The 24,009-nt window shown below is 52.0% G+C and carries 17 protein-coding genes, 1 tRNA gene, 3 rRNA genes and 1 other annotated feature; of the genes, 12 read left to right on the forward strand and 9 right to left on the reverse strand.

The features are described from left to right. Nucleotides 1–8: 8 nt before the first annotated feature. Complete coding sequence (gene tyrA / locus ACS0RQ_RS05935) at nucleotides 9–1,130, forward strand: bifunctional chorismate mutase/prephenate dehydrogenase (RefSeq protein WP_271851838.1); 1,122 nt, start codon at nucleotides 9–11, stop codon at nucleotides 1,128–1,130. A 67-nt stretch (nucleotides 1,131–1,197) separates the two neighbouring features. Further along, nucleotides 1,198–2,070, forward strand: a complete 873-nt coding sequence (locus ACS0RQ_RS05940; RefSeq protein WP_271851835.1) for an SMP-30/gluconolactonase/LRE family protein — start codon at nucleotides 1,198–1,200, stop codon at nucleotides 2,068–2,070. On the opposite strand, the gene pheA is transcribed toward ACS0RQ_RS05940, so the two are convergent. From pheA to bamD, 4 genes are all read right to left on the reverse strand, one after another. After that, nucleotides 2,067–3,227: a bifunctional chorismate mutase/prephenate dehydratase gene (pheA, locus tag ACS0RQ_RS05945; RefSeq protein ID WP_271851833.1), complete on the reverse strand. Its 1,161-nt coding sequence runs from the start codon at nucleotides 3,225–3,227 to the stop codon at nucleotides 2,067–2,069. The genes ACS0RQ_RS05940 and pheA overlap by 4 nt on opposite strands. 22 nt (nucleotides 3,228–3,249) lie before the next feature. Next, nucleotides 3,250–3,375, reverse strand: a sequence feature (Phe leader region). Then, complete coding sequence (gene pheL / locus ACS0RQ_RS05950; RefSeq protein ID WP_103245904.1) at nucleotides 3,327–3,374, reverse strand: pheA operon leader peptide PheL; 48 nt, start codon at nucleotides 3,372–3,374, stop codon at nucleotides 3,327–3,329. (Overlaps the previous feature by 48 nt.) Nucleotides 3,376–3,479: 104 nt before the next feature. Then, the gene (gene raiA, locus ACS0RQ_RS05955; protein WP_039077553.1) at nucleotides 3,480–3,812 is read right to left on the reverse strand and encodes a ribosome-associated translation inhibitor RaiA; all 333 of its coding nucleotides are present in this window, start codon (nucleotides 3,810–3,812) and stop codon (nucleotides 3,480–3,482) included. A gap of 266 nt (nucleotides 3,813–4,078) precedes the next feature. Next, nucleotides 4,079–4,816, reverse strand: a complete 738-nt coding sequence (gene bamD, locus ACS0RQ_RS05960; protein ID WP_039077552.1) for an outer membrane protein assembly factor BamD — start codon at nucleotides 4,814–4,816, stop codon at nucleotides 4,079–4,081. Between the two features lie 130 nt (nucleotides 4,817–4,946). Between bamD and rluD the strand changes: the two genes are divergently transcribed. The 9 genes from rluD to ACS0RQ_RS06005 all read left to right on the forward strand — a co-directional run bounded on the left by rluD (nucleotide 4,947) and on the right by ACS0RQ_RS06005 (nucleotide 16,985). Beyond that, the gene (rluD, locus tag ACS0RQ_RS05965; RefSeq protein ID WP_039077551.1) at nucleotides 4,947–5,927 is read left to right on the forward strand and encodes a 23S rRNA pseudouridine(1911/1915/1917) synthase RluD; all 981 of its coding nucleotides are present in this window, start codon (nucleotides 4,947–4,949) and stop codon (nucleotides 5,925–5,927) included. After that, on the forward strand, nucleotides 5,924–6,655 hold the full coding sequence (gene yfiH, locus ACS0RQ_RS05970; RefSeq protein ID WP_271851830.1) for a purine nucleoside phosphorylase YfiH: 732 nt from the start codon (nucleotides 5,924–5,926) through the stop codon (nucleotides 6,653–6,655). The genes rluD and yfiH overlap by 4 nt, the downstream gene beginning before the upstream one ends. Before the next feature lie 129 nt (nucleotides 6,656–6,784). After that, nucleotides 6,785–9,358, forward strand: coding sequence for an ATP-dependent chaperone ClpB (gene clpB, locus ACS0RQ_RS05975; protein WP_271851828.1), 2,574 nt, complete (start codon nucleotides 6,785–6,787; stop codon nucleotides 9,356–9,358). 457 nt (nucleotides 9,359–9,815) lie between these two features. Beyond that, nucleotides 9,816–11,357: ribosomal RNA gene (locus tag ACS0RQ_RS05980) — 16S ribosomal RNA — on the forward strand. 85 nt (nucleotides 11,358–11,442) lie between these two features. Further along, nucleotides 11,443–11,518 (forward strand) — tRNA-Glu (locus ACS0RQ_RS05985). A 218-nt stretch (nucleotides 11,519–11,736) separates the two neighbouring features. Next, nucleotides 11,737–14,636: ribosomal RNA gene (locus ACS0RQ_RS05990) — 23S ribosomal RNA — on the forward strand. Between the two features lie 196 nt (nucleotides 14,637–14,832). Next, nucleotides 14,833–14,948: ribosomal RNA gene (rrf, locus tag ACS0RQ_RS05995) — 5S ribosomal RNA — on the forward strand. Together the 16S, 23S and 5S rRNA genes with 1 tRNA gene alongside form the textbook arrangement of a ribosomal RNA operon. Before the next feature lie 155 nt (nucleotides 14,949–15,103). After that, nucleotides 15,104–15,559, forward strand: coding sequence for a DUF4385 domain-containing protein (locus tag ACS0RQ_RS06000; RefSeq protein ID WP_271849555.1), 456 nt, complete (start codon nucleotides 15,104–15,106; stop codon nucleotides 15,557–15,559). A 124-nt stretch (nucleotides 15,560–15,683) separates the two neighbouring features. Further along, on the forward strand, nucleotides 15,684–16,985 hold the full coding sequence (locus ACS0RQ_RS06005) for an MFS family transporter (RefSeq protein WP_271849556.1): 1,302 nt from the start codon (nucleotides 15,684–15,686) through the stop codon (nucleotides 16,983–16,985). Here ACS0RQ_RS06005 and ACS0RQ_RS06010 read toward each other — a convergent pair. From ACS0RQ_RS06010 to trxC, 5 genes are all read right to left on the reverse strand, one after another. Then, the gene (locus ACS0RQ_RS06010; protein ID WP_271849660.1) at nucleotides 16,982–17,305 is read right to left on the reverse strand and encodes a YfiM family lipoprotein; all 324 of its coding nucleotides are present in this window, start codon (nucleotides 17,303–17,305) and stop codon (nucleotides 16,982–16,984) included. The two genes, ACS0RQ_RS06005 and ACS0RQ_RS06010, sit on opposite strands and share 4 nt — an antisense overlap. Nucleotides 17,306–17,352: 47 nt before the next feature. After that, the gene (pssA, locus tag ACS0RQ_RS06015; RefSeq protein WP_271849661.1) at nucleotides 17,353–18,708 is read right to left on the reverse strand and encodes a CDP-diacylglycerol--serine O-phosphatidyltransferase; all 1,356 of its coding nucleotides are present in this window, start codon (nucleotides 18,706–18,708) and stop codon (nucleotides 17,353–17,355) included. 114 nt (nucleotides 18,709–18,822) lie between these two features. Then, nucleotides 18,823–21,483 carry a bifunctional acetate--CoA ligase family protein/GNAT family N-acetyltransferase gene (locus tag ACS0RQ_RS06020; RefSeq protein WP_296441660.1) on the reverse strand — a complete coding sequence of 887 codons (2,661 nt, stop codon included), beginning with the start codon at nucleotides 21,481–21,483 and terminating at the stop codon, nucleotides 18,823–18,825. A 32-nt stretch (nucleotides 21,484–21,515) separates the two neighbouring features. Next, nucleotides 21,516–22,214, reverse strand: coding sequence for a tRNA-uridine aminocarboxypropyltransferase (locus tag ACS0RQ_RS06025; protein WP_132439091.1), 699 nt, complete (start codon nucleotides 22,212–22,214; stop codon nucleotides 21,516–21,518). A 67-nt stretch (nucleotides 22,215–22,281) separates the two neighbouring features. Beyond that, nucleotides 22,282–22,701, reverse strand: a complete 420-nt coding sequence (gene trxC, locus ACS0RQ_RS06030) for a thioredoxin TrxC (RefSeq protein ID WP_039079547.1) — start codon at nucleotides 22,699–22,701, stop codon at nucleotides 22,282–22,284. A gap of 203 nt (nucleotides 22,702–22,904) precedes the next feature. Here trxC and ACS0RQ_RS06035 point away from each other — a divergent pair, with 203 nt between their 5' ends. Beyond that, the gene (locus tag ACS0RQ_RS06035; protein WP_039079548.1) at nucleotides 22,905–23,984 is read left to right on the forward strand and encodes a tRNA/rRNA methyltransferase; all 1,080 of its coding nucleotides are present in this window, start codon (nucleotides 22,905–22,907) and stop codon (nucleotides 23,982–23,984) included. Nucleotides 23,985–24,009 lie beyond the last annotated feature (25 nt).

Consider the following 24,009-nt stretch of genomic DNA (forward strand, 5'->3'; position numbering starts at 1 on the left):
AGGGTGTTATGGTTGCAGAGCTGACCGCGTTACGCGATCAAATAGATGAAGTCGATAAAGCGTTGCTGGAACTCCTGGCTCGCCGTATGTCGCTGGTTGCCGAAGTCGGTGAAGTAAAAAGCCAATACGGTCTGCCGATCTATGTTCCGGAACGCGAGGCCTCGATGCTGGCGTCCCGTCGTCAGGAAGCTGAAGCCCTGGGGGTGTCACCGGATTTGATTGAGGATGTTCTGCGTCGCGTTATGCGTGAATCCTATTCCAGTGAAAACGACAAGGGGTTCAAAACCCTCTGTCCTTCGCTACGACCGGTCGTACTTGTCGGTGGCAATGGGCAAATGGGGCAGTTGTTTGCCAAAATGCTGACACTTTCTGGCTACCAGGTGCGTATTCTGGAAAAAGATGACTGGGCACAGGCGCAGACAATCGTTGCTGATGCGGGCATGGTCATTGTGAGTGTTCCTATTCATATCACTGAAAAGGTGATCGCACAGTTACCGCCGTTACCGGACGATTGTATCCTTGTCGACCTGGCGTCAGTAAAAAGCGGGCCATTGCAGGCGATGCTGGAAGCACATAAAGGACCTGTCGTCGGTCTGCATCCGATGTTTGGCCCTGACAGCGGTAGCCTGGCGAAACAGGTTGTCGTATGGTGCGATGGTCGAAACCCGGATGCTTACCAGTGGTTCCTGGAGCAAATTCAGGTATGGGGTGCGCGCTTACATCGGATCAGCGCCGTAGAGCATGACCAGAATATGGCGTTTATCCAGGCGTTACGCCACTTTGCCACTTTTGCATATGGGCTGCATCTGGCCGAAGAGAATGTACAGCTTGAGCAGTTACTGGCACTCTCGTCGCCTATTTATCGCCTTGAACTGGCGATGGTTGGCCGCTTGTTCGCACAGGATCCACAACTCTATGCCGACATTATTATGTCGTCGGAAAATAACCTGGCACTAATAAAGCGCTACTACCAGCGTTTCGGCGAGGCGATTAGCCTGCTGGAGCACGGCGACAAGCGGGCGTTTATTGACAGCTTCCGTAAGGTGGAACACTGGTTTGGCGATTATGCTAAACGTTTCCAGAATGAAAGCCGCGTCTTGCTGCGTCAGGCAAATGACAGCCGCCAATAAATAAAAAGCCGTTTATACTGAAAAGCCAGTGGTATACCGCTGGCTTTTTTCTTTTTAAGGGACAGATATGGCTGAACCGCAACTGCTGTTTGATTATACCGGGCACCTGCCGGAATGCCCGACATGGAGTGAAGAGGAGCAGGCGCTCTGGTGGGCCGATATTCTTGAAGGCGAACTGCATCGTTATCATCCTGCTACCGGTGAGCACTCGGTGCTTTGTTTTCCCGAGGAGGTTGGCTGCTTCGCATTGAGAGAAAAGGGCGGTTTTATTGTCGCGATGCGCAATGCTATCTGGCTCGCCGATAAGCGAGGGTTGCTGGTACAGAAAGTGTGTGATAACCCGTCAAACCCGCAACTGGCGCGTTTTAACGATGGTGGCACCGATCACCTTGGCCGTTTCTATGCAGGGACATTCTGGGGGCCGGGCGATTACAACGGTGCGCTTCTGATGCGTATTGATAATGACCTTAAACCCAGGGTGATCCAATGCGATATTCAAGGCCATAACGGTCTGGCGTTCAGCCACGACAAGCAGTGGATGTTTACATCTGATACACCAAACGGGGTCATCTATCGAACGCCGCTGGATGAGCATGGGGAGCCTGGTGCGCGCGAAGTCTTCCGGAGATTTCAAGTCGGTGAAGGGATCCCGGACGGTGCGGCAATGGATGTTGAAGGCTGCTACTGGAGCGCAATGTTCGATGGCTGGCGTATTGCACGGTTTTCACCGCAGGGAGAGCAACTGGCAGAGTATCGCCTGCCAGTACGTTGCCCGACAATGGTCTGCTTTGGCGGACCCGATATGAAAACGCTGTTTATTACGACCACGCGGGAGAATATGGATGAGCAGGAGATAGCAGATTATCCTCTTTCGGGGGCGATCTTCACCCTGCCGGTTGAGGTGGCAGGAATGAAGAAGTCACCGTTTATAGAACGTTAAGCCGGGTCGACAGGTACGACGTTTTCACTGGGATAACAGCCGAGCACCTTAAGCGAGCGGGTAATGGATGTCAGCTCACGCAGGGCTTTTTGCACATCCAACGCGTGTAAATTCGCCTGAATATCCAGGTAGAACATCTCTTCCCACGGGTTGCCGTGGATCGGGCGCGATTCCAGTTTGGTCATGATCAGGTTGTGATTACGCAGCACCAGTAATGCTTCAACCAGCGCACCGGCCTGTTGACCGGTTGCAATCAGCAGTGTGGTTTTGGCCGGGACCTGATCGGAGACATCAATCGCTTTGCGGGCAAGTACCACAAAGCGAGTGATATTCTGCGTTTGGTTTGCCAGATTGCGTTCCAGTACTTGTAATCCATACAACGCCCCGCCGGCTTCATTACCCAGTGCGGCCACATGCGGAGAGTTTTCCTGTGCCACACGTTCCATGGCGGAGGAGGTACTTTCGCAATATTCAATTTTCAAGTGCGGGTAGCGATTCAAAAACTGGCTACATTGTTGGAAAGGCTGCGGATGGCTGTAAACGGTCTGGATTTTATCCAGGTCGGTGGAACCGGATACCAGCACGCAGTGGTCAATTGGCACGGTCAGCTCACCCACAATCGACAGGCTGGTGTGTTGTAGCAAATCGTAAACGTCATTGATGGCCCCGGAACTGGTGTTTTCCAGTGGCACGACCGCGTAATCAGCCTGACCTGTTTCAACCTGATTAAAAATATCGTGAAATTTCAGACAGCCGCTCTCAATAAATTGCTCGAAATGACGAGCGGCATACTGGCGCGCAGCCAGATGAGAGTACGAACCTTTCGGGCCGAGGAAAGCGATACGGGCAGAGTGTGGGTTAATTTTGTTGAGATGCTGCTGGAGCAGCGCCTGCTGGGTAAGAACGGAATCTTCGATAATAAGCTGGAACAGGCGAGTGATGTAATGGGCGTCGAGGTGATGCGTTTTACCTAATTGAATTAGACGTTCCAGCAGGTCACGTTCACGATCAATATCCCGAACAGGGCGGTGAGAAGCCAGTTTTGCTTTACCCACCTCAACCGCCAGTTGACGCCGCTCGGCCAACAGGGAAAGTAACTGCTCATCCAGGGCGCTTATTTTTACACGTAAATCCAGTAAAGGGTTATCCGCTGTCATGTTGTTGCCTTAATTGTTATCAATAAAAAAGGCCTCCCGGAGTGGGAGGCCTTGTTGTTCGTCTTCGCATTCTTTATCACAAAACGAATCGCCTCCCGGTCATGGGAAGGTAAAAAAGAATGCGAAGAAGAACGGAACATGTTTCATGAAAATTTCCTTTTGAGTGTCAGACTAAAGTACCTGTACTGTTTTCTCTCTGTCAATAAAAAACGCGCCCGAAGGCGCGTTGCTGATTAACTCAATGCTGTGAGGTTATTCTTCTTCAACGAAGTCCGCGTCTTTCACCGAGGTAGTGGCGCGACGCGCTTCACCCTTGTGCTGCACTTTATTGAGCTGCCGTTCCAGCTTGTTGATCAAATCGTTAATAGCGGTATACATATCTTCGTGTTTTGCGCTGGCGACCAGATGTCCGTTTGGCGTATTAATAGTGGCATCTGCAATGAAGCCCTGCGGTTCTTTCGACAGGATGATATGTGGATTAATAAGATGTGTTTGCCATTTTTCCAGTTTGGCGAGACGGTCTGCGACATGTTGGCGAATTGCTGGGGTGATTTCCATTTGTTTGCTGGTAATGTTCACTGTCATAAATTTTACCTCTTGTCTTTCCGTCTTGGTGATTCCAGCATACCTCGACCAATGTCAAAATGTGTGATTTAAATCACATTATTTTGTCACTTTTTGTCAAGGGAGACGTTTTGTGAGGCAGGACAGGAAGAGGGCAAATATTACTTGTCGAAGGCCGGAATACCCGTCATAGTTGATAGGATGATTTGAAGCTAAACCGCTTCAGCTCTGCCTTGCAGGCATAAAAAACGGCAGCTCGTGGCTGCCGTTTTGCGTTTTGGAATGACTCAACTACTGGAACCATTGCTAGCAATAATTTTTGCCACTTTATCGGCCTGAGCGGTCATCTGCATTTCACGGTAGGCATTTTCCATCAACGGCAGCGCATCGCGCGTTGCTTTGGTATCCGGGAAGTCACGCATCATACCTTCAACACGATTCACCACTGCGACCCATGCGCCGCGTTTGGTGTAGTACTCCGCCACAGAGTACTCATATTTCGCGAGGCGGTCTTTCAGGAAAACCAGACGTTTGGTTGCATCGGTAACGTATTGACTACGCGGGTAGCCACGAACCAATTTAGAGAAATCTTTAAATGCTTCACGCGCATGTTGCGGATCGCGATCGCTGCGATCAACGCCAAAGAAACCCTGCAGAGCGCTGTCATCTAACGCCATATTAGTCAGACCACGCATATACATGACATAATCAATGTTAGGATGGGTTGGGTTCAGACGTATGAAACGGTCGATTGCGGCCTGAGCCAGCGGAAGATCGGCATTTTTGTAATAAGCGTAGATCAGATCCAGCTGCACCTGCTGCGAGTAAGGTCCAAACGGATAACGGTTATCCAACGCTTCCAGTTGCGTTATGGCTGCCTTCCAGTTACCGTCTTGCAGTTTTTGCTGGGCAGTCGCGTAGATTTCATTTGGCGGATTATCAGGCACCACTTCCTTTGAACCGGAGCAACCCGCCAAAGCCAGGCTCAACGTGGCGGCTGCCACCAGATATTTCATGCGCGTCATGACGATTAGACTTTCCTCAGAATGTGTATGCGGGAGATTGTCTTTCCTGCTCCCGACTAAGACCAGCTACAATAGCACACTATATTAAACGGCAAAGCCGTAAAACCCAACGTTAACGAAGAAGCTGTATATGGCACAACGAGTACAACTCACCGCAACGGTTACCGAAAATCAACTCGGTCAACGCTTAGATCAGGCTTTGGCCGAATTGTTCCCGGATTATTCGCGTTCGCGTATAAAAGAATGGATTCTCGACCAGAAAGTACTGGTCAACGGTAAAATGTGTGACAAACCCAAAGAAAAAGTGTTGGGTGGAGAAAGCGTTGCTATCAACGCTGAGATAGAAGAAGAGGCGCGTTTCGAACCGCAGGATATCCCGCTTAATATTGTCTATGAAGATGACGACATTATTGTTATTAACAAACCGCGTGATTTAGTGGTTCACCCGGGCGCCGGCAACCCCGACGGGACAGTGCTCAATGCGTTATTGCATTATTATCCCCCTATCGCGGATGTTCCGCGCGCCGGGATTGTTCACCGTCTGGACAAAGACACGACCGGTCTGATGGTGGTGGCAAAAACAGTCCCGGCACAGACGCGCCTGGTGGAATCTTTGCAGCTGCGTGAGATAACTCGTGAATATGAAGCAGTGGCGATTGGTCATATGACATCAGGCGGTACGGTTGAAGAGCCTATTAGTCGCCACCCGACCAAACGTACGCATATGTCTGTACACCCGATGGGTAAACCTGCGGTGACGCACTATCGCATCATGGAACATTTCCGTATTCACACGCGCCTGCGTTTGCGTCTGGAAACGGGGCGTACCCACCAGATCCGCGTTCATATGGCGCACATCACGCATCCGTTGGTCGGTGACCAGCTCTACGGTGGTCGCCCGCGTCCGCCAAAAGGTGCGTCGGATGAATTTATTGCCGCGCTGCGTAAGTTCGACAGACAAGCGCTGCATGCAACGATGCTTCGCCTGTACCATCCAATCACTGGCATTGAGATGGAATGGCATGCGCCAATCCCGCAGGACATGATTGACCTGATTGACGCCATGCGTGCCGACTTCGAAACCCATAAGGATGATGTGGCCTGGTTATGACCAAACTGATTGTCCCTGAATGGCCGCTTCCCTCAGGCGTAGCGGCATGTAGCTCTACACGTATCGGCGGCGTGAGCCTGCCACCTTACGATTCGCTCAACCTGGGGGCGCACTGCGGTGATGACCTGACACATGTTGAAGAGAACCGTAAGCGAGCGTTTATGGCGGGAAATCTTCCGTCAAAACCGGTGTGGCTTGAACAGGTGCACGGTAAGGATGTCCTTAAACTTACCGGTGAACCATATGCCAGCAAGCGTGCCGATGCCTCGTACAGCAATTCGGCAGGGACAGTTTGTGCCGTAATGACCGCGGACTGTCTGCCCGTACTTTTTTGCAATCGCGCGGGTACAGAAGTGGCAGCGGCTCACGCGGGATGGCGTGGGCTTTGTGCGGGTGTACTGGAAGAGACCGTGAACTGCTTCGCTGATAAACCCGAAAATATTCTTGCCTGGCTGGGACCGGCTATTGGGCCCGATGCTTTCGAAGTCGGCCCGGAAGTGCGCGATGCTTTTATGGCAGTACAGTCTATTGCAGACAGTGCGTTTCGCCCGGCAGGGGAAAAATATTACGCGGATATCTACACCCTTGCGCGTCAGCGCCTGGCAAGCGTCGGCGTGACGCAAGTCTTCGGCGGCGATCGTTGCACTTTCAGCCAAAAGGATGATTTTTTCTCATATCGTCGGGACAAAAACACAGGCCGTATGGCAAGTTTCATTTGGCTGATATAACCTATCGAATCAAGACGATCCGGCACGTGTAACTTTCTTTTCGCATAATTCAGGTCATTCACCTTGAATAATTGAGGGATGACCTCATTTAATCTCCAGTAGCAATTTTGACCTGTTATGGGGGGAGTTATGCGTCTGGATCGTCTTACCAATAAATTCCAGCTTGCTCTTGCCGATGCCCAGTCGCTTGCACTGGGGCACGACAACCAATTCATCGAACCTCTTCATTTAATGAGCGCCTTGCTGAATCAGGAAGGGGGATCGGTACGTCCTTTATTAACCTCTGCTGGCGTGAACGCCGGGCAATTGCGTACGGCTATTGAGCAGGCGTTAAGCCGTTTGCCGCAGGTGGAGGGCACCGGCGGCGATGTGCAGCCTTCGCAAGACCTCATGCGAGTACTGAATCTCTGCGACAAGCTGGCGCAGAAAAGAGGGGACAACTTTATTTCGTCAGAGCTTTTTATTCTGGCGGCGCTTGAATCACGCGGCTCGCTTGCCGACCTGCTGAAATCAGCCGGTGCGACGACGGCAAATGTGACTCAGGCAATTGATCAAATGCGTGGAGGTGACAACGTGAACGATCAAGGGGCCGAAGACCAACGTCAGGCCTTGAAAAAATACACGGTCGATCTGACTGAGCGGGCTGAACAAGGCAAGCTCGATCCGGTTATCGGGCGTGATGAAGAAATTCGCCGTACCATCCAGGTACTGCAGCGTCGTACCAAAAACAACCCTGTTCTTATTGGTGAACCTGGTGTCGGTAAAACCGCCATTGTTGAAGGACTGGCACAGCGTATTGTTAACGGTGAAGTCCCGGAAGGTTTAAAAGGCCGTCGGGTATTGGCACTGGACATGGGGTCGCTGGTGGCCGGGGCGAAATACCGTGGTGAATTTGAAGAGCGCTTAAAAGGTGTGCTTAACGACCTCTCCAAACAGGAAGGTAACGTTATTCTCTTTATCGACGAGTTGCACACTATGGTGGGAGCGGGGAAAGCAGACGGTGCTATGGACGCCGGGAACATGCTAAAACCGGCGCTGGCACGTGGTGAGCTTCACTGCGTGGGGGCCACGACGCTTGATGAGTATCGCCAGTACATCGAAAAAGACGCGGCACTGGAACGTCGTTTCCAGAAAGTGTTTGTTGCTGAGCCGTCTGTTGAAGACACGATCGCGATTCTGCGTGGCCTGAAAGAACGCTACGAGCTGCATCATCACGTGCAGATCACTGACCCGGCTATCGTGGCGGCTGCAACTTTGTCGCACCGCTATATTGCTGACCGCCAGTTGCCGGATAAAGCGATTGACCTGATCGACGAAGCAGCGTCCAGCATTCGTATGCAGATCGACTCTAAGCCGGAAGAACTGGACAGACTCGAGCGCCGTATTATCCAGCTCAAACTTGAACAGCAGGCGTTGCTGAAAGAATCGGATGATGCCAGTAAAAAACGTCTGGAGATGCTCAACGACGAGCTTTCAGATAAAGAACGGCAGTATTCCACATTAGAAGAAGAGTGGAAGGCTGAGAAAGCCTCGCTTTCCGGTACTCAGTCGATAAAGGCCGAACTTGAGCAGGCAAAAATTGCTATTGAGCAAGCGCGTCGTGTTGGTGACCTGGCGCGGATGTCTGAACTGCAATACGGCAAGATCCCGGAACTGGAAAAACAACTGGAAGCGGCCACTCAGTCTGAAGGTAAAACGATGCGTCTGTTACGTAATAAAGTGACGGATGCAGAAATTGCCGAAGTGTTGGCGCGCTGGACCGGTATTCCGGTTTCCAGAATGATGGAAGGTGAACGCGACAAACTGCTGCGTATGGAGCAAGAGCTGCATCAGCGTGTGATTGGCCAGGATGAAGCTGTTGAAGCTGTATCGAATGCCATCCGCCGTAGCCGCGCCGGGCTGTCCGATCCGAATCGGCCGATTGGTTCCTTCTTATTCCTTGGGCCGACCGGGGTAGGGAAAACCGAACTGTGCAAATCGCTGGCTAACTTTATGTTTGATAGTGATGACGCCATGGTGCGTATCGATATGTCTGAGTTTATGGAGAAACACTCGGTATCGCGTCTCGTCGGTGCTCCTCCGGGATATGTCGGATATGAAGAGGGGGGATATCTGACCGAGGCGGTCCGCCGCCGTCCTTATTCCGTCATCTTGCTTGATGAGATCGAGAAAGCGCATCCGGATGTATTTAACATCCTATTGCAGGTGTTGGATGATGGCCGCCTGACCGACGGGCAGGGTAGAACGGTAGACTTCCGTAACACGGTGGTCATCATGACCTCTAACCTTGGGTCGGATTTAATTCAGGAGCGGTTTGGCGAACTGGATTACGGCCATATGAAAGATCTGGTATTAGGTGTGGTCAGCCATAGCTTCCGCCCGGAATTCATCAACCGTATAGATGAAGTGGTTGTGTTCCATCCGCTTGGTGAAAAACACATTGCCTCTATTGCTCAAATCCAGTTGCAGCGTTTGTACAAGCGCCTGGAAGAGCGTGGTTATGAAGTCAACCTTTCCGATGAAGCTTTGAAACTGCTGAGCGAGAATGGTTTTGATCCGGTGTATGGTGCACGGCCTTTAAAACGTGCAATTCAGCAGCAGATTGAAAACCCGCTGGCGCAGCAAATTTTGTCTGGCGAACTTTTACCGGGCAAAATAATTCAATTAGTTGTGAAAGATGATCGGATTGTGGCAGTGCAGTAAGTCACAAAACAGCAAAAACGAGCCTCCAGGGGCTCGTTTTTGTTTAAAAACCAGGCAAGAATTGCCTCTCAATATCTGTTTTGCCTGGAAAGTGAGCAAACGACGTTTTTTTTGAATTTTATACTTGTCACTTCCTAAGAACTCCCTATAATGCGCCTCCACTGACACGGAACAACGGCAAACAAGCCGCCGGGTCAGCGGGGTTCTCCTGAGAGTCCCGGCAGAGAAAAGCGAAAATAAACGCTTGACTCTGAAAGAGGAAAGCGTAATATACGCCACCTCGCAACGGTGAGCGAAAGCCGCGTTGCACTGCTCTTTAACAATTTATCAGACAATCTGTGTGGGCACTCAAAGTGACATGGATTCTTAATGTCCTCGGACACTAAATGAATACCAAGTCTCAACGAGTGAACACGTAATTCATTACGAAGTTTAATTCATTGAGCATCAAACTTTTAAATTGAAGAGTTTGATCATGGCTCAGATTGAACGCTGGCGGCAGGCCTAACACATGCAAGTCGAACGGTAGCACAGAGGAGCTTGCTCCTCGGGTGACGAGTGGCGGACGGGTGAGTAATGTCTGGGAAACTGCCCGATGGAGGGGGATAACTACTGGAAACGGTAGCTAATACCGCATAATGTCGCAAGACCAAAGAGGGGGACCTTCGGGCCTCTTGCCATCGGATGTGCCCAGATGGGATTAGCTTGTTGGTGAGGTAATGGCTCACCAAGGCGACGATCCCTAGCTGGTCTGAGAGGATGACCAGCCACACTGGAACTGAGACACGGTCCAGACTCCTACGGGAGGCAGCAGTGGGGAATATTGCACAATGGGCGCAAGCCTGATGCAGCCATGCCGCGTGTGTGAAGAAGGCCTTCGGGTTGTAAAGCACTTTCAGCGGGGAGGAAGGCAGTACGGTTAATAACCGTGTTGATTGACGTTACCCGCAGAAGAAGCACCGGCTAACTCCGTGCCAGCAGCCGCGGTAATACGGAGGGTGCAAGCGTTAATCGGAATTACTGGGCGTAAAGCGCACGCAGGCGGTCTGTCAAGTCGGATGTGAAATCCCCGGGCTCAACCTGGGAACTGCATTCGAAACTGGCAGGCTTGAGTCTTGTAGAGGGGGGTAGAATTCCAGGTGTAGCGGTGAAATGCGTAGAGATCTGGAGGAATACCGGTGGCGAAGGCGGCCCCCTGGACAAAGACTGACGCTCAGGTGCGAAAGCGTGGGGAGCAAACAGGATTAGATACCCTGGTAGTCCACGCCGTAAACGATGTCGACTTGGAGGTTGTGCCCTTGAGGCGTGGCTTCCGGAGCTAACGCGTTAAGTCGACCGCCTGGGGAGTACGGCCGCAAGGTTAAAACTCAAATGAATTGACGGGGGCCCGCACAAGCGGTGGAGCATGTGGTTTAATTCGATGCAACGCGAAGAACCTTACCTGGTCTTGACATCCACGGAATTTGGCAGAGATGCCTTAGTGCCTTCGGGAACCGTGAGACAGGTGCTGCATGGCTGTCGTCAGCTCGTGTTGTGAAATGTTGGGTTAAGTCCCGCAACGAGCGCAACCCTTATCCTTTGTTGCCAGCGGTCCGGCCGGGAACTCAAAGGAGACTGCCAGTGATAAACTGGAGGAAGGTGGGGATGACGTCAAGTCATCATGGCCCTTACGACCAGGGCTACACACGTGCTACAATGGCATATACAAAGAGAAGCGACCTCGCGAGAGCAAGCGGACCTCATAAAGTATGTCGTAGTCCGGATTGGAGTCTGCAACTCGACTCCATGAAGTCGGAATCGCTAGTAATCGTGGATCAGAATGCCACGGTGAATACGTTCCCGGGCCTTGTACACACCGCCCGTCACACCATGGGAGTGGGTTGCAAAAGAAGTAGGTAGCTTAACCTTCGGGAGGGCGCTTACCACTTTGTGATTCATGACTGGGGTGAAGTCGTAACAAGGTAACCGTAGGGGAACCTGCGGTTGGATCACCTCCTTACCTTAAAGAACCTGCCTTTGTAGTGCTCACACAGATTGTCTGATGAAAAGTAAAAAGCAAGGCGTCTTGCGAGTGAGACTTAAGTGTCCCCTTCGTCTAGAGGCCCAGGACACCGCCCTTTCACGGCGGTAACAGGGGTTCGAATCCCCTAGGGGACGCCACTTGCTGGTTTGTGAGTGAAAGTCACCTGCCTTAATATCTCAAAACTCATCTTCGGGTGATGTTTGAGATATTTGCTCTTTAAAAATCTGGATCAAGCTGAAAATTGAAACGACACACAGTGTCTGTTCTCCGTAATAAGAACAGATGACGGTGTGTTCGAGTCTCTCAAATTTTTGCAGCGCGATGATGAATCGAAAGAAACATCTTCGGGTTGTGAGGTTAAGCGACTAAGCGTACACGGTGGATGCCCTGGCAGTCAGAGGCGATGAAGGACGTGCTAATCTGCGAAAAGCGCCGGCGAGGTGATATGAACCTTTGACCCGGCGATGTCCGAATGGGGAAACCCAGTGCAATCCGTTGCACTATCGTTTGATGAATACATAGTCAAACGAGGCGAACCGGGGGAACTGAAACATCTAAGTACCCCGAGGAAAAGAAATCAACCGAGATTCCCCCAGTAGCGGCGAGCGAACGGGGAGCAGCCCAGAGCCTGAATCAGCTTGTGTGTTAGTGGAAGCGTCTGGAAAGTCGCGCGATACAGGGTGACAGCCCCGTACACGAAAGCACACAGGTTGTGAGCTCGATGAGTAGGGCGGGACACGTGGTATCCTGTCTGAATATGGGGGGACCATCCTCCAAGGCTAAATACTCCTGACTGACCGATAGTGAACCAGTACCGTGAGGGAAAGGCGAAAAGAACCCCGGCGAGGGGAGTGAAAAAGAACCTGAAACCGTGTACGTACAAGCAGTGGGAGCCTCTTAATGGGGTGACTGCGTACCTTTTGTATAATGGGTCAGCGACTTATATTCTGTAGCAAGGTTAACCGAATAGGGGAGCCGAAGGGAAACCGAGTCTTAACTGGGCGTTAAGTTGCAGGGTATAGACCCGAAACCCGGTGATCTAGCCATGGGCAGGTTGAAGGTTGGGTAACACTAACTGGAGGACCGAACCGACTAATGTTGAAAAATTAGCGGATGACTTGTGGCTGGGGGTGAAAGGCCAATCAAACCGGGAGATAGCTGGTTCTCCCCGAAAGCTATTTAGGTAGCGCCTCGTGAATTCATCTCCGGGGGTAGAGCACTGTTTCGGCTAGGGGGCCATCCCGGCTTACCAACCCGATGCAAACTACGAATACCGGAGAATGTTATCACGGGAGACACACGGCGGGTGCTAACGTCCGTCGTGAAGAGGGAAACAACCCAGACCGCCAGCTAAGGTCCCAAAGTCATGGTTAAGTGGGAAACGATGTGGGAAGGCACAGACAGCCAGGATGTTGGCTTAGAAGCAGCCATCATTTAAAGAAAGCGTAATAGCTCACTGGTCGAGTCGGCCTGCGCGGAAGATGTAACGGGGCTAAACCATGCACCGAAGCTGCGGCAGCGACACTATGTGTTGTTGGGTAGGGGAGCGTTCTGTAAACCTGCGAAGGTGTGCTGTGAGGCATGCTGGAGGTATCAGAAGTGCGAATGCTGACATAAGTAACGATAAAGCGGGTGAAAAGCCCGCTCGCCGGAAGACCAAGGGTTCCTGTCCAACGTTAATCGGGGCAGGGTGAGTCGACCCCTAAGGCGAGGCCGAAAGGCGTAGTCGATGGGAAACAGGTTAATATTCCTGTACTTGGTGTTACTGCGAAGGGGGACGGAGAAGGCTATGTTAGCCGGGCGACGGTTGTCCCGGTTTAAGCATGTAGGCTGGTTATCCAGGCAAATCCGGATAATCAAGGCTGAGGTGTGATGACGAGTCACTACGGTGATGAAGTAACAAATGCCCTGCTTCCAGGAAAAGCCTCTAAGCATCAGGTAACATCAAATCGTACCCCAAACCGACACAGGTGGTCAGGTAGAGAATACCAAGGCGCTTGAGAGAACTCGGGTGAAGGAACTAGGCAAAATGGTGCCGTAACTTCGGGAGAAGGCACGCTGATATGTAGGTGAAGCCCCTGCGGGTGGAGCTGAAATCAGTCGAAGATACCAGCTGGCTGCAACTGTTTATTAAAAACACAGCACTGTGCAAACACGAAAGTGGACGTATACGGTGTGACGCCTGCCCGGTGCCGGAAGGTTAATTGATGGGGTTATCCGTAAGGAGAAGCTCTTGATCGAAGCCCCGGTAAACGGCGGCCGTAACTATAACGGTCCTAAGGTAGCGAAATTCCTTGTCGGGTAAGTTCCGACCTGCACGAATGGCGTAATGATGGCCAGGCTGTCTCCACCCGAGACTCAGTGAAATTGAACTCGCTGTGAAGATGCAGTGTACCCGCGGCAAGACGGAAAGACCCCGTGAACCTTTACTATAGCTTGACACTGAACATTGAGCCTTGATGTGTAGGATAGGTGGGAGGCTTTGAAGCGTGGACGCCAGTCTGCGTGGAGCCAACCTTGAAATACCACCCTTTAATGTTTGATGTTCTAACGTGGACCCGTGATCCGGGTTGCGGACAGTGTCTGGTGGGTAGTTTGACTGGGGCGGTCTCCTCCCAAAGAGTAACGGAGGAGCACGAAGGTTGGCTAATCCTGTCGGACATCAGGAGGTTAGTGCAATGGCATAAGCCAGCTTGACTGCGAGCGTGACGGCGCGAGCAGGTGCGAAAGCAGGTCATAGTGATCCGGTGGTTCTGAATGGAAGGGCCATCGCTCAACGGATAAAAGGTACTCCGGGGATAACAGGCTGATACCGCCCAAGAGTTCATATCGACGGCGGTGTTTGGCACCTCGATGTCGGCTCATCACATCCTGGGGCTGAAGTAGGTCCCAAGGGTATGGCTGTTCGCCATTTAAAGTGGTACGCGAGCTGGGTTTAGAACGTCGTGAGACAGTTCGGTCCCTATCTGCCGTGGGCGCTGGAGAATTGAGGGGGGCTGCTCCTAGTACGAGAGGACCGGAGTGGACGCATCACTGGTGTTCGGGTTGTCATGCCAATGGCATTGCCCGGTAGCTACATGCGGAAGAGATAAGTGCTGAAAGCATCTAAGCACGAAACTTGCCCCGAGATGAGTTCTCCCTTGTCCTTTAAGGACACTAAAGGAACGTTGAAGACGACGACGTTGATAGGCCGGGTGTGTAAGCGCAGCGATGCGTTGAGCTAACCGGTACTAATGAACCGTGAGGCTTAACCTTACAACGCCGAAGATGTTTTGGCGGATTTGAGAAGATTTTCAGCATTGATTACAGATTTTCGGGAACGAAAGATTTTACGCTGAGGCAAGGCGGCAAATGAAGTAAAGGAAGGAGCATACATGAGTATGTGACTGACTTTGCGAATGCAGCCAACGCAGCCACAGTGAAAAAGATTCGTTTCTGGCAACAGAATTTGCCTGGCGGCTTTAGCGCGGTGGTCCCACCTGACCCCATGCCGAACTCAGAAGTGAAACGCCGTAGCGCCGATGGTAGTGTGGGGTCTCCCCATGTGAGAGTAGGGAACTGCCAGGCATCAAACAAGTAAGAAGCCCATCCTCACGGATGGGCTTTTTGCGTTTTAATCCCCTGAAAACGATTTCCGACAGTTTTCCTTCTCTCCAGCCTGCATAGCATTGCCTTTTAAATAGCCTATCCTTATCCATTCGAGATGTTTAAGGAGACGATAGTTGACCAGCCATTCCTTCAATTACCATCAAGATTTCGCCAGCATTAATTTTCGTGATCATCCTGAGTGCTATCAGGTGGGGCGTGGTGAACAAGGCGTTTTGCTGGTTGAGCCCTATAAGAGTGAAATCCTTCCCTGGTGGCGTTACAAAGATCCTGAATCCGCCACAACATCAGCTGAAAAAATTTACCAATTATTCGAAACCTATCGACAGCAAAATGACTTTGTTGGCATGGATATGGCCCGTAAATTTATACAAATGGGGTATACCCGCGCCCGGCGTTACGCCAACTATAAAGGGGGTAAAAAGTATGCTGAGGACGGTAGCGTTCAGCAAAGAGGAAATAACCCGGTAAAAGCAGCCGCAGCGGCGATCTTTAAAAAATGGTGGGATAAGATCCGCCAGGATAAAGATTATCTCCAGCGCAAGCGCGAACATATCACACGCTGGGGATAAGCGCATTCTTAGGCTAACATTCTGAATTGATAGCAGGCAAATCATTTACACTGTATTAACTTTTTACCCCGGCGTAATCTGATTTATATAAAAAAATCGAAGATGTCCAATCAAAGGGGGAAATATGGCAGATGTCACCACTCGTCCTGAGCATAAAACAACCGATTTGACCGATGTACGTCGCAGAGTGTGGGCAATCGTTGGTGCGTCATCGGGAAATCTGGTGGAGTGGTTTGATTTCTATGTTTATTCATTCTGTTCGCTCTACTTTGCTCACATCTTTTTCCCTGCCGGAAATACAACGACCCAGCTACTTCAGACGGCCGGCATTTTCGCCGCCGGATTTCTCATGCGTCCGATTGGCGGCTGGCTGTTTGGGCGTATTGCTGACAGACATGGGCGCAAAACGTCAATGTTGATCTCAGTATGCATGATGTGTCTGGGATCTCTGGTGATCGCTTGCTTACCGGGCTATGAAAGCATTGGTACGTGGGCTCCGGCATTGTTATTACTGGCAAGACTGTTCCAGGGGTTATCCGTGGGTGGCGAATACGGCACCAGTGCAACTTATATGAGTGAGATTGCCGTTGAAGGACGTAAAGGGTTTTATGCCTCTTTCCAGTACGTAACTTTAATTGGTGGTCAATTGCTGGCACTTCTTGTGGTCGTTGTTCTTCAGCAGATCCTTGATGATGCTGAGTTACGTGCATGGGGCTGGCGTATTCCTTTTGCAATTGGCGCCGCACTGGCTGTAGTCGCGCTCTGGTTGCGTCGTCAACTGGATGAAACATCGAAAAAAGAGGTACGAGTATTAAAAGAGGCTGGGTCGCTTAAAGGGTTATGGCGTAATCGCCGGGCGTTTGTGATGGTGCTCGGCTTTACCGCAGGCGGTTCATTGAGCTTCTACACCTTCACGACGTATATGCAAAAATATCTGGTTAACACGACCGGTATGCATGCCAATGTGGCCAGCATTGTGATGACCGTAGCGTTATTTGTTTTTATGCTTATTCAGCCCCTGATAGGCGCCTTATCCGATCGTATTGGTCGCCGTGCTTCCATGCTCTGTTTTGGTGGGCTGGGGGCGCTCTTCACTTTACCTATTTTAAGCGCGCTACAGTATGTCTCATCACCCTATGCCGCCTTTGCATTAGTGATGATGGCACTGCTCATCGTGAGTTTCTATACATCAATAAGCGGTATCCTGAAAGCCGAAATGTTCCCGGCACAGGTCCGTGCGCTGGGCGTGGGGTTATCTTACGCCATTGCCAATGCGTTATTCGGCGGGTCGGCTGAATATGTTGCGCTGTTGCTGAAATCGGCAGGTATCGAGACGGCCTTCTTTTGGTATGTCACTGCGTTTTGCGCACTGGCATTTATTGTTTCGTTGATGCTGCACCGGAAAGGTAAAGGTATTCGTCTTTAGTGATTGGCTAGCTGCCAGACGGCGTAACCCGTGGTAGCGCCTGCAATATCCCAGGCAAAATCTTTCCAGCTCCAGCCGCTTCCTGCCGGGCGGCTGTCCCAAAGCTCTTTTGATGCGCCAAGGCTAACAGAAAACATCAGGCCATAAACGGCACTGCGATCGCGACTAATCCCCTGATGTTGTGCATATTCGTTGCCCGCAGCTGAGAGCATGGCAGAAGCAATAAAATGCTGTGCTTTATCCTGCCCGCTCCATTGGTCATTTGCCATGTGCGCGCATCCGGTTAAACACAGTACACTCGTCAATATTAAGCATCGCATCATAGAGGAACCTGAAAAAAAGCCCCATCAAATGACGGGGCCGGGTGTTACAGAATGCGGCTGATAAGTTTATCGATACGAATTCGACGTAAGCGGCGAATGAGCTTGCGTACTTTTACCGGGTAGTCGGCGATACTTTGCAGATCGCGATAATGGTTAACTACTGTGGTATGGGTACGGATAAGAGCCAGCTCTTTGTCACGCTGAGCCGCTAATTCATGTTTCGGGTCGTGGATCAGAATGGCATTTTCCAGATCCAGACGCCAGGCACGCGGATTAAGGTTATTCCCCGTCAGCAGCACCCATTCGTCATCAACCCACATCCCTTTCAGGTGATAGCTGTTGTCGTCGTCTTTCCACAAACGCACGACCAATTGATCGGTATTGACGTAATACTGCAGACGGCTCAGGAAGCGGCGCAGGTTAATTTCATACAGATAAGGCAGGGCGCCAATAATTTTAAAAGGTTGATCTTCTGGAATAAAAAAGTCATTAGCCGTTTTATCGCCAACGATAATTTCGACTTTTTTTCCTTCACGCAGGAGCTGAATAATATTGCGTACCAGCACAGCTGGCAGGTTGAAATAAGGCGTGCAGATAACCAGCTTCTCTTCCGCACAGGGCATCAGATGAAAAATGGTCTTATTCAGCAGGCTGGTTTTTCCAAGTCCAACTAATGGCGTAACTGAAAGCTGATCGTTATCGGCATCGCCCTCAAAATGATAGGCCGCGTCGCGTAATTCCTGACGATACAGACGAATATCATTTTTGATTTCAGGGCTTTTCGGACGTTGCGCGTTGTCGAGGCGGTTTACGCCGCGCCCTTCAATCAGGTTTTGTTTGACCCAGCCCAGCATGATATCCGCCATTTTGGGATTGCGAATAAGCTGGTAGCGGTCGTAGCGGTATTTATCGTGTTGGTGGAGATAGACATCGTTCAGGCTCGCGCCGCTATACAGCACGCTATCGTCGATAATGAAGCCTTTAAAATGCAGTACGCCAAGCGCTTCTCGGGTATTTACAGGCACGCCGTAAACGGGAATATCAATGCCTGGGTTTTCCTGCGCCATACGGCAATACCAGTCGGCGTTGGTGTTGGATGCCGCCGCGCCAATACGACCACGCTGTGCCCGGTGCCAGTCGACGAGCACGCAGATTTCAAGCTCAGGGCGCTGACGTTTGGCATCATAGAGGGCGTTCAGGATACCTTTACCGCCATCATCCTGCTCAAGGTAAAGAGCGATGATGCAGATACGGCGTGTTGCGCTGGCAATTTTTTCCAGCAATGTCTCCCTGAAAGTAGTGGGAGAGTAGAAAAACTCTACATCATCAACTGATTGGGAAAGCTTGGGTAGTTGGGCAAGGTGTTGTTGATGTTTATTACGCTTAAATTTTGACAACATCACAGTGCGTTTCTTCTCTGTTTATTGAAAGGGCTTCTGTCCGATAACCCCGACAGAAGCGGACAATGATAACACCAGTACCTGTGAAAGTGGTCAACATTTCCAGTACCTTACTCAGGATTCACCGGTCTGCTTCAGATTCAGGGACAATCCAACGATCCCGTCCTCAAGCTGAATGTCGACCTCGAATCCCAGTTTACGCGCCAGAGTCACCATGCCGCGATTGTTTGGCATAGTAATACCATTCAAACGCTTAAGTCCGTGATCCCGAGTGTAACTGATGAGCTTTTCCAGTAACCGTCGCCCAAGACCCAATCCTTTCAAATCGGAACGAACCAACACAGCGAATTCGGCATCAATGTTATCCGGGTCAGAGATGGCGCGGGTTACGCCAAGGATCTCATCCTTTCCTTCTACCTGACGCACTGCAACAAATGCCATTTCCCGATCGTAGTCGATCTGCGTCATGTTCGCTAAATCATCATGGGTAAATTCGTTGATCTCGCTGAAATAGCGGTAGTACAAATCTTCCTTTGTTACCCTGGCGATGAACGCCTGTAGCTGCGGTTCATCCTCAGGAAGAATAGGGCGGAAAAGCGTGGTCTCGCCGTTTTTTAGCTCAACGGTCTCTTCTAGTTGCTGCGGATAGGGGCGAACCGCGAGACGACTTTCACCGTTGCCGCTAAACGCCCCGACCGTGAGGGTGACATCAAGTGCCGTGAATTCATTGCCGGAGGCAAGCAGAGGATGAATGTCCAGGCGCTGGATTTCCGGACAGTGCACAATAAGGTTTGAGACCTGCACCAGGAATTGACTTAGCCCGGCGATATCCAGTGTGCGCAGGGCGCTACGCCCGCGGATCTTCTTATTTTTAATGGCCTGGATAACCAGATAACGCGCCAGATTCATATTCAGCGGTGGTAGCGCAACGGCGGCCTGCTCCTGCGCGCGCCACTCGACGCCGCCTTCCCCCAGCATGATAAGCGGACCGAACACCGGATCGGATTCGACGACCACACGAAGTTCCTGTGCGCCGGCACGGTTTGCCATGCTTTGTACCTGCAAGCCATGAATACGCGCCTGCGGCCAGTTCATTTTGACGCGGTCGATAATCGCATCTGCGGCCTGTTGGACCTCTGTCGCGGTGCGCAGGTAAAGCATGACCCCCTGGACCTCAGATTTATGCGGAATATCCGGCGAGCGTAATTTTAGCGCTACGGGGTAACCAATCTGTTCGGCAATATGTACCGCTTCGGCGCTATCGCCAGCAATCCACGTCGGCAGTGTCTGGATACCCCAGGCGCTGAGTATCGGCTGCACTTCATGAGTATCGAGCGTGGTTGCCCCTTCTGTTATCGCCTGTTGCAGTAACTGATGGGCTTCGGCCGTATTGGCCGTCAGGTGAGTAGGTAAGGCGGGCGTTTCACGTAATTGCTTCTGGTTACGCCGGTACTCGACCATATGCATAAATGCGGTGATCGTCCCTTCGGGCGTACGGTAGGTCGGCAGGCTCGCTTCGCTGAATAACCGTCGCGCTTCCTGGGAAGAATACTCGCCACACCAGTTTGTCAGCACCGTAACGTATTTACCGCGCGGATGTTTTTTCAGCGCCTCAATGAGCGCCAGCGCGCTCTCTCTGCCGGGGGCGGCGGCGCTCGGAGAATGAATAACCATCAGCGCATCAAAATCCTGGCTGTCGAGCAGGATCTCAAGCGCGGTGGTGTAGCGATCATTGCTGGCATCATCGCGTAAATCCAGCGGATTACCCACATTGACATAATCGGGTAATCCATTGCGAAGCCTTGCCAGCGTATCGTCACTCAACTTTGCCAGTTTGCCATTACGCGACCACAGCTGATCGAGCGCCAGCGCGGCAGGGGCGGCGCCGTTACTGATGATCATCAGCCGGTCGCCGCGAAGCGGGCGCATGTGACTGAGCGTTTCGACGGCGGAAAACAGCTCGTGGGTATCTTGCACACGCAGCAGACCGGCACGCTGAATGGCGGCATCCCAAGCCGGATCCAGCCCTGCCCGGGTTTGCAAAAGCCGCTGGGCTTCGGGGCTACGGCCACTCTTGATAACCAGAATCGGTTTATTGCGTGACGCGCTGCGAGCCGCCGAGACGAACCGGCGCGCGTCGCTTAAATGTTCGAGATAGAGCAGAATGGCGCTGGTTTTGGTATCACGTGCCAGGAAGTCCAGCAGTTCATCGACGTCAATATCCAGGCTGTCACCCAGCGCAATAAAATAGGAAAACCCCATCTCACGTTGCTGAGCCCAGTCCAGGATGGTGTTGGATACGGCGGCGGATTGCGAAATAAATGCAAGCTTGCCACGGGTAATCGGTACCGGGGAAAAGCTGGCATTAAGACCCTGCCAGGGCGCGAGTAACCCCATACTGTTTGGCCCGAGCAGGCGCATCTGGTAACGCCCTGCGCAGTTCAGCAGTTCGGCGTGTTGCTCAGGGGTGGCAGAAAGAATAATGCACGTTTTACAGCCCTTCTTACCAAGCTCTTCCAGCAAAGGCAGATTACGTTTTGCATTGGTACAGAGCACAGCGAGGTCCGGCACATAGGGCAGGCTGGCGATATCGGGCCAGGCCAGTACACCAAGTACGGCTTTGTACGCGGGTGTCACTGGTAAAACCGGCCCGGCAAAACCGCCAGCCAGAAGATTGCGCATCATCAGGAAACCGGCGCGATCCGGTTTCATTGATGCCCCGATCACGGCGATCGACTTGGGACGTAACAACGCTTCCAGCCCACGTTGGCTCATACCGGCCTCCAGTAAAGAGTGACCCGATGATTTTAAACGTTTTCTGCTTCTTTTGCTGTGACGCTACGCTGATGATTCGCTTTACCCGCCAGGTAACGTTCGCGAAAGAGGGAGAAATGGGCGCCGAGACTTTTCGCGGCAGCTTGATCGCCTGCTAAATCGAGAAGCGCAATCGCGACTTCAGCGGTACAGTACTGATCGTCGGCATGCGACTCGCGCAGACGATAGGCTGATATCCGTGAAAGATCGACGGAGATAACCGGCAGGGCGTCCAGATAGGGACTTTTGCGAAACATTTTGCGTGCTTCGGTCCAGGTCCCATCCAGCATGATAAATAGCGGCGGTTTTCCACAGGGCGGTGCGGATAATACCTGCCGTTCGTTTCCTGCATAGGATGCGGGAAAGACGACCATCGGCTGATAGTCTTCGCTGTTGCATAAATCAATAAGCGCCTGGGGTGGCTCAGTACGTGACCAGAGAAACGCCGTTGTGTCAGGCAGAATATCGGCGATAAGCCTGCCAGTATTGCTGGGCTTCATGGGTTCCGTATCGAACATCACCAGGCAGAACCGGCTGCGGGCCGTACTGGGTTGCAAGGTGTCGCACAGGCACTGTTGTTTTGGCAGCAGGCAGCGCTGGCAGCGAATAACGCGATTGCCTCGGGCGAGGAAAGGGCGAGTGGAACGAGCAATACGCATTGCCCGGAGCGTGAGTACGGCGTTATCAGTCATGAGAATCGCGTGAAAAACGCCATTGTCGCAGAGCTGAAAACGGGGCACAAGATGTGCCCCGCCAGGATTAGAGAGATTCGTTAAGCCAGCTATTAAAAGGGGCTTTGGGAACGGCGCCGCTTAAGATGTCGACAACCTCGCCATTTTTGAACAACATAATGGTTGGGATGCTGCGGATACGAAAGCGTGCACTGAGTTCGCGTTCAGCTTCGGTGTTCACTTTGACGAAGCGAACTTTGCCGCTACGCTCTTCCGCCACGTCTTCAAAAATCGGTGCGAAGCTACGGCACGGACCACACCAGGGTGCCCAGAAATCGACAACGACCGGCAGGTCATCTTTCAGCAGTTTATCCAGTGTTTCGCCAGTGGCGTTAATCACATCGCCGTCGAACAGCTCATGTCCACAGCGTCCGCATTTTGCGACATCGCTAATGCGCGCTTCGGGGATGCGGTTAAGCGCCTGGCAGCTTGCACATACGGTATTCATAACTAACCTCGGGAGAGCAGTGGTACAGAGTGGCACAAGGCCGATATGTTTCTAATATGTTACATATTATTGATGAAGTGGTTTTAAACGACAACGCGTTTTATTCAATGAGTACAATAGTCGATAGCTTTTGAACGAATTAATGGCTAAGCGCCGACACATCAGGTAATCTGCGCGCTCGCGCAGCGCTGGTGGAGAAAAGCATGAACGATGAACTGAAAAACAAAAGCGGCAAAGTCAAAGTGATGTATGTCCGCAGTGATGATGATTCCGATAAACGCAGCCAAAACCCGCGTACCGGGAAAGGGCCTGCTCGTAGCGGATCGTCTCGTGCCGATGCTGGCCGTCGCCCCGCTCGCGAAGAGAAAAACAGTGGCCGCCGTCCTGCTCGCGAAGAGCGAAGCAATGATCGTGGTCGCGACCGTGACCGTCCACAGAGTGATTCCCCGTGGCGTACCGTTTCCCGCGCGCCGGGTGACGAGACACCAACAAAGCCGGATCACGGCGGTATCAGCGGTAAAAGCTTTATCGATCCGGAAGTACTGCGTCGTCAGCGTGCGGAAGAGACCCGCGTTTATGGCGAGAATGCCTGTCAGGCGCTGTTTGCCAGCCGTCCTGACTGCATCGTGCGCGCCTGGTTTGTTCAGAGCGTAACCCCGCGCTTTAAAGAAGCACTGCGCTGGATGGCGGCTAACCGCAAAGCCTACCATGTGGTTGATGAGGCTGAGCTGGCAAAAGCGTCCGGTACTGAACATCACGGTGGCGTTTGCTTCCTGATCAAAAAACGTAACGGTACCAGTGTTGAGCAGTGGGTGGCACAGGCCGGCGCCGAAGATTGCGTTCTGGCGCTGGAAGATGTGGGTAACCCGCATAACCTGGGTGCGATGATGCGCAGTTGCGCGCATTTCGGCGTGAAAGGCGTTCTGTTGCAGGATGCGGCCGTTATCGAATCCGGTGCTGCAGTTCGTACGGCGGAAGGCGGTGCGGAGCACGTGCAGGCGATTACGGGCGATAGCGTTATCGAGGCGCTGGATGCTTTCCGCAAAGCCGGTTATGCCATTGTGACCACATCCAGCCATAAAGGCACGCCGCTGTTTAGCGCCACGTTGCCGAAGAAAATGGTGCTGGTGCTGGGTCAGGAGCGTGACGGTCTTTCCGATGCTGCGCTTGATAACGCGGATCTGAGCATCTCGATTAACGGCACCAATAACGTTGAGAGTCTTAACGTGTCTGTAGCAACGGGTGTGTTGCTGGCAGAATGGTGGCGTCAAAACAAAGCCTGATAAAACCACGATCAGCATGCCTTCA

The organism is Phytobacter diazotrophicus, from assembly GCF_052061655.1.
Taxonomy (GTDB): Bacteria; Pseudomonadota; Gammaproteobacteria; order Enterobacterales; family Enterobacteriaceae; genus Phytobacter; species Phytobacter diazotrophicus.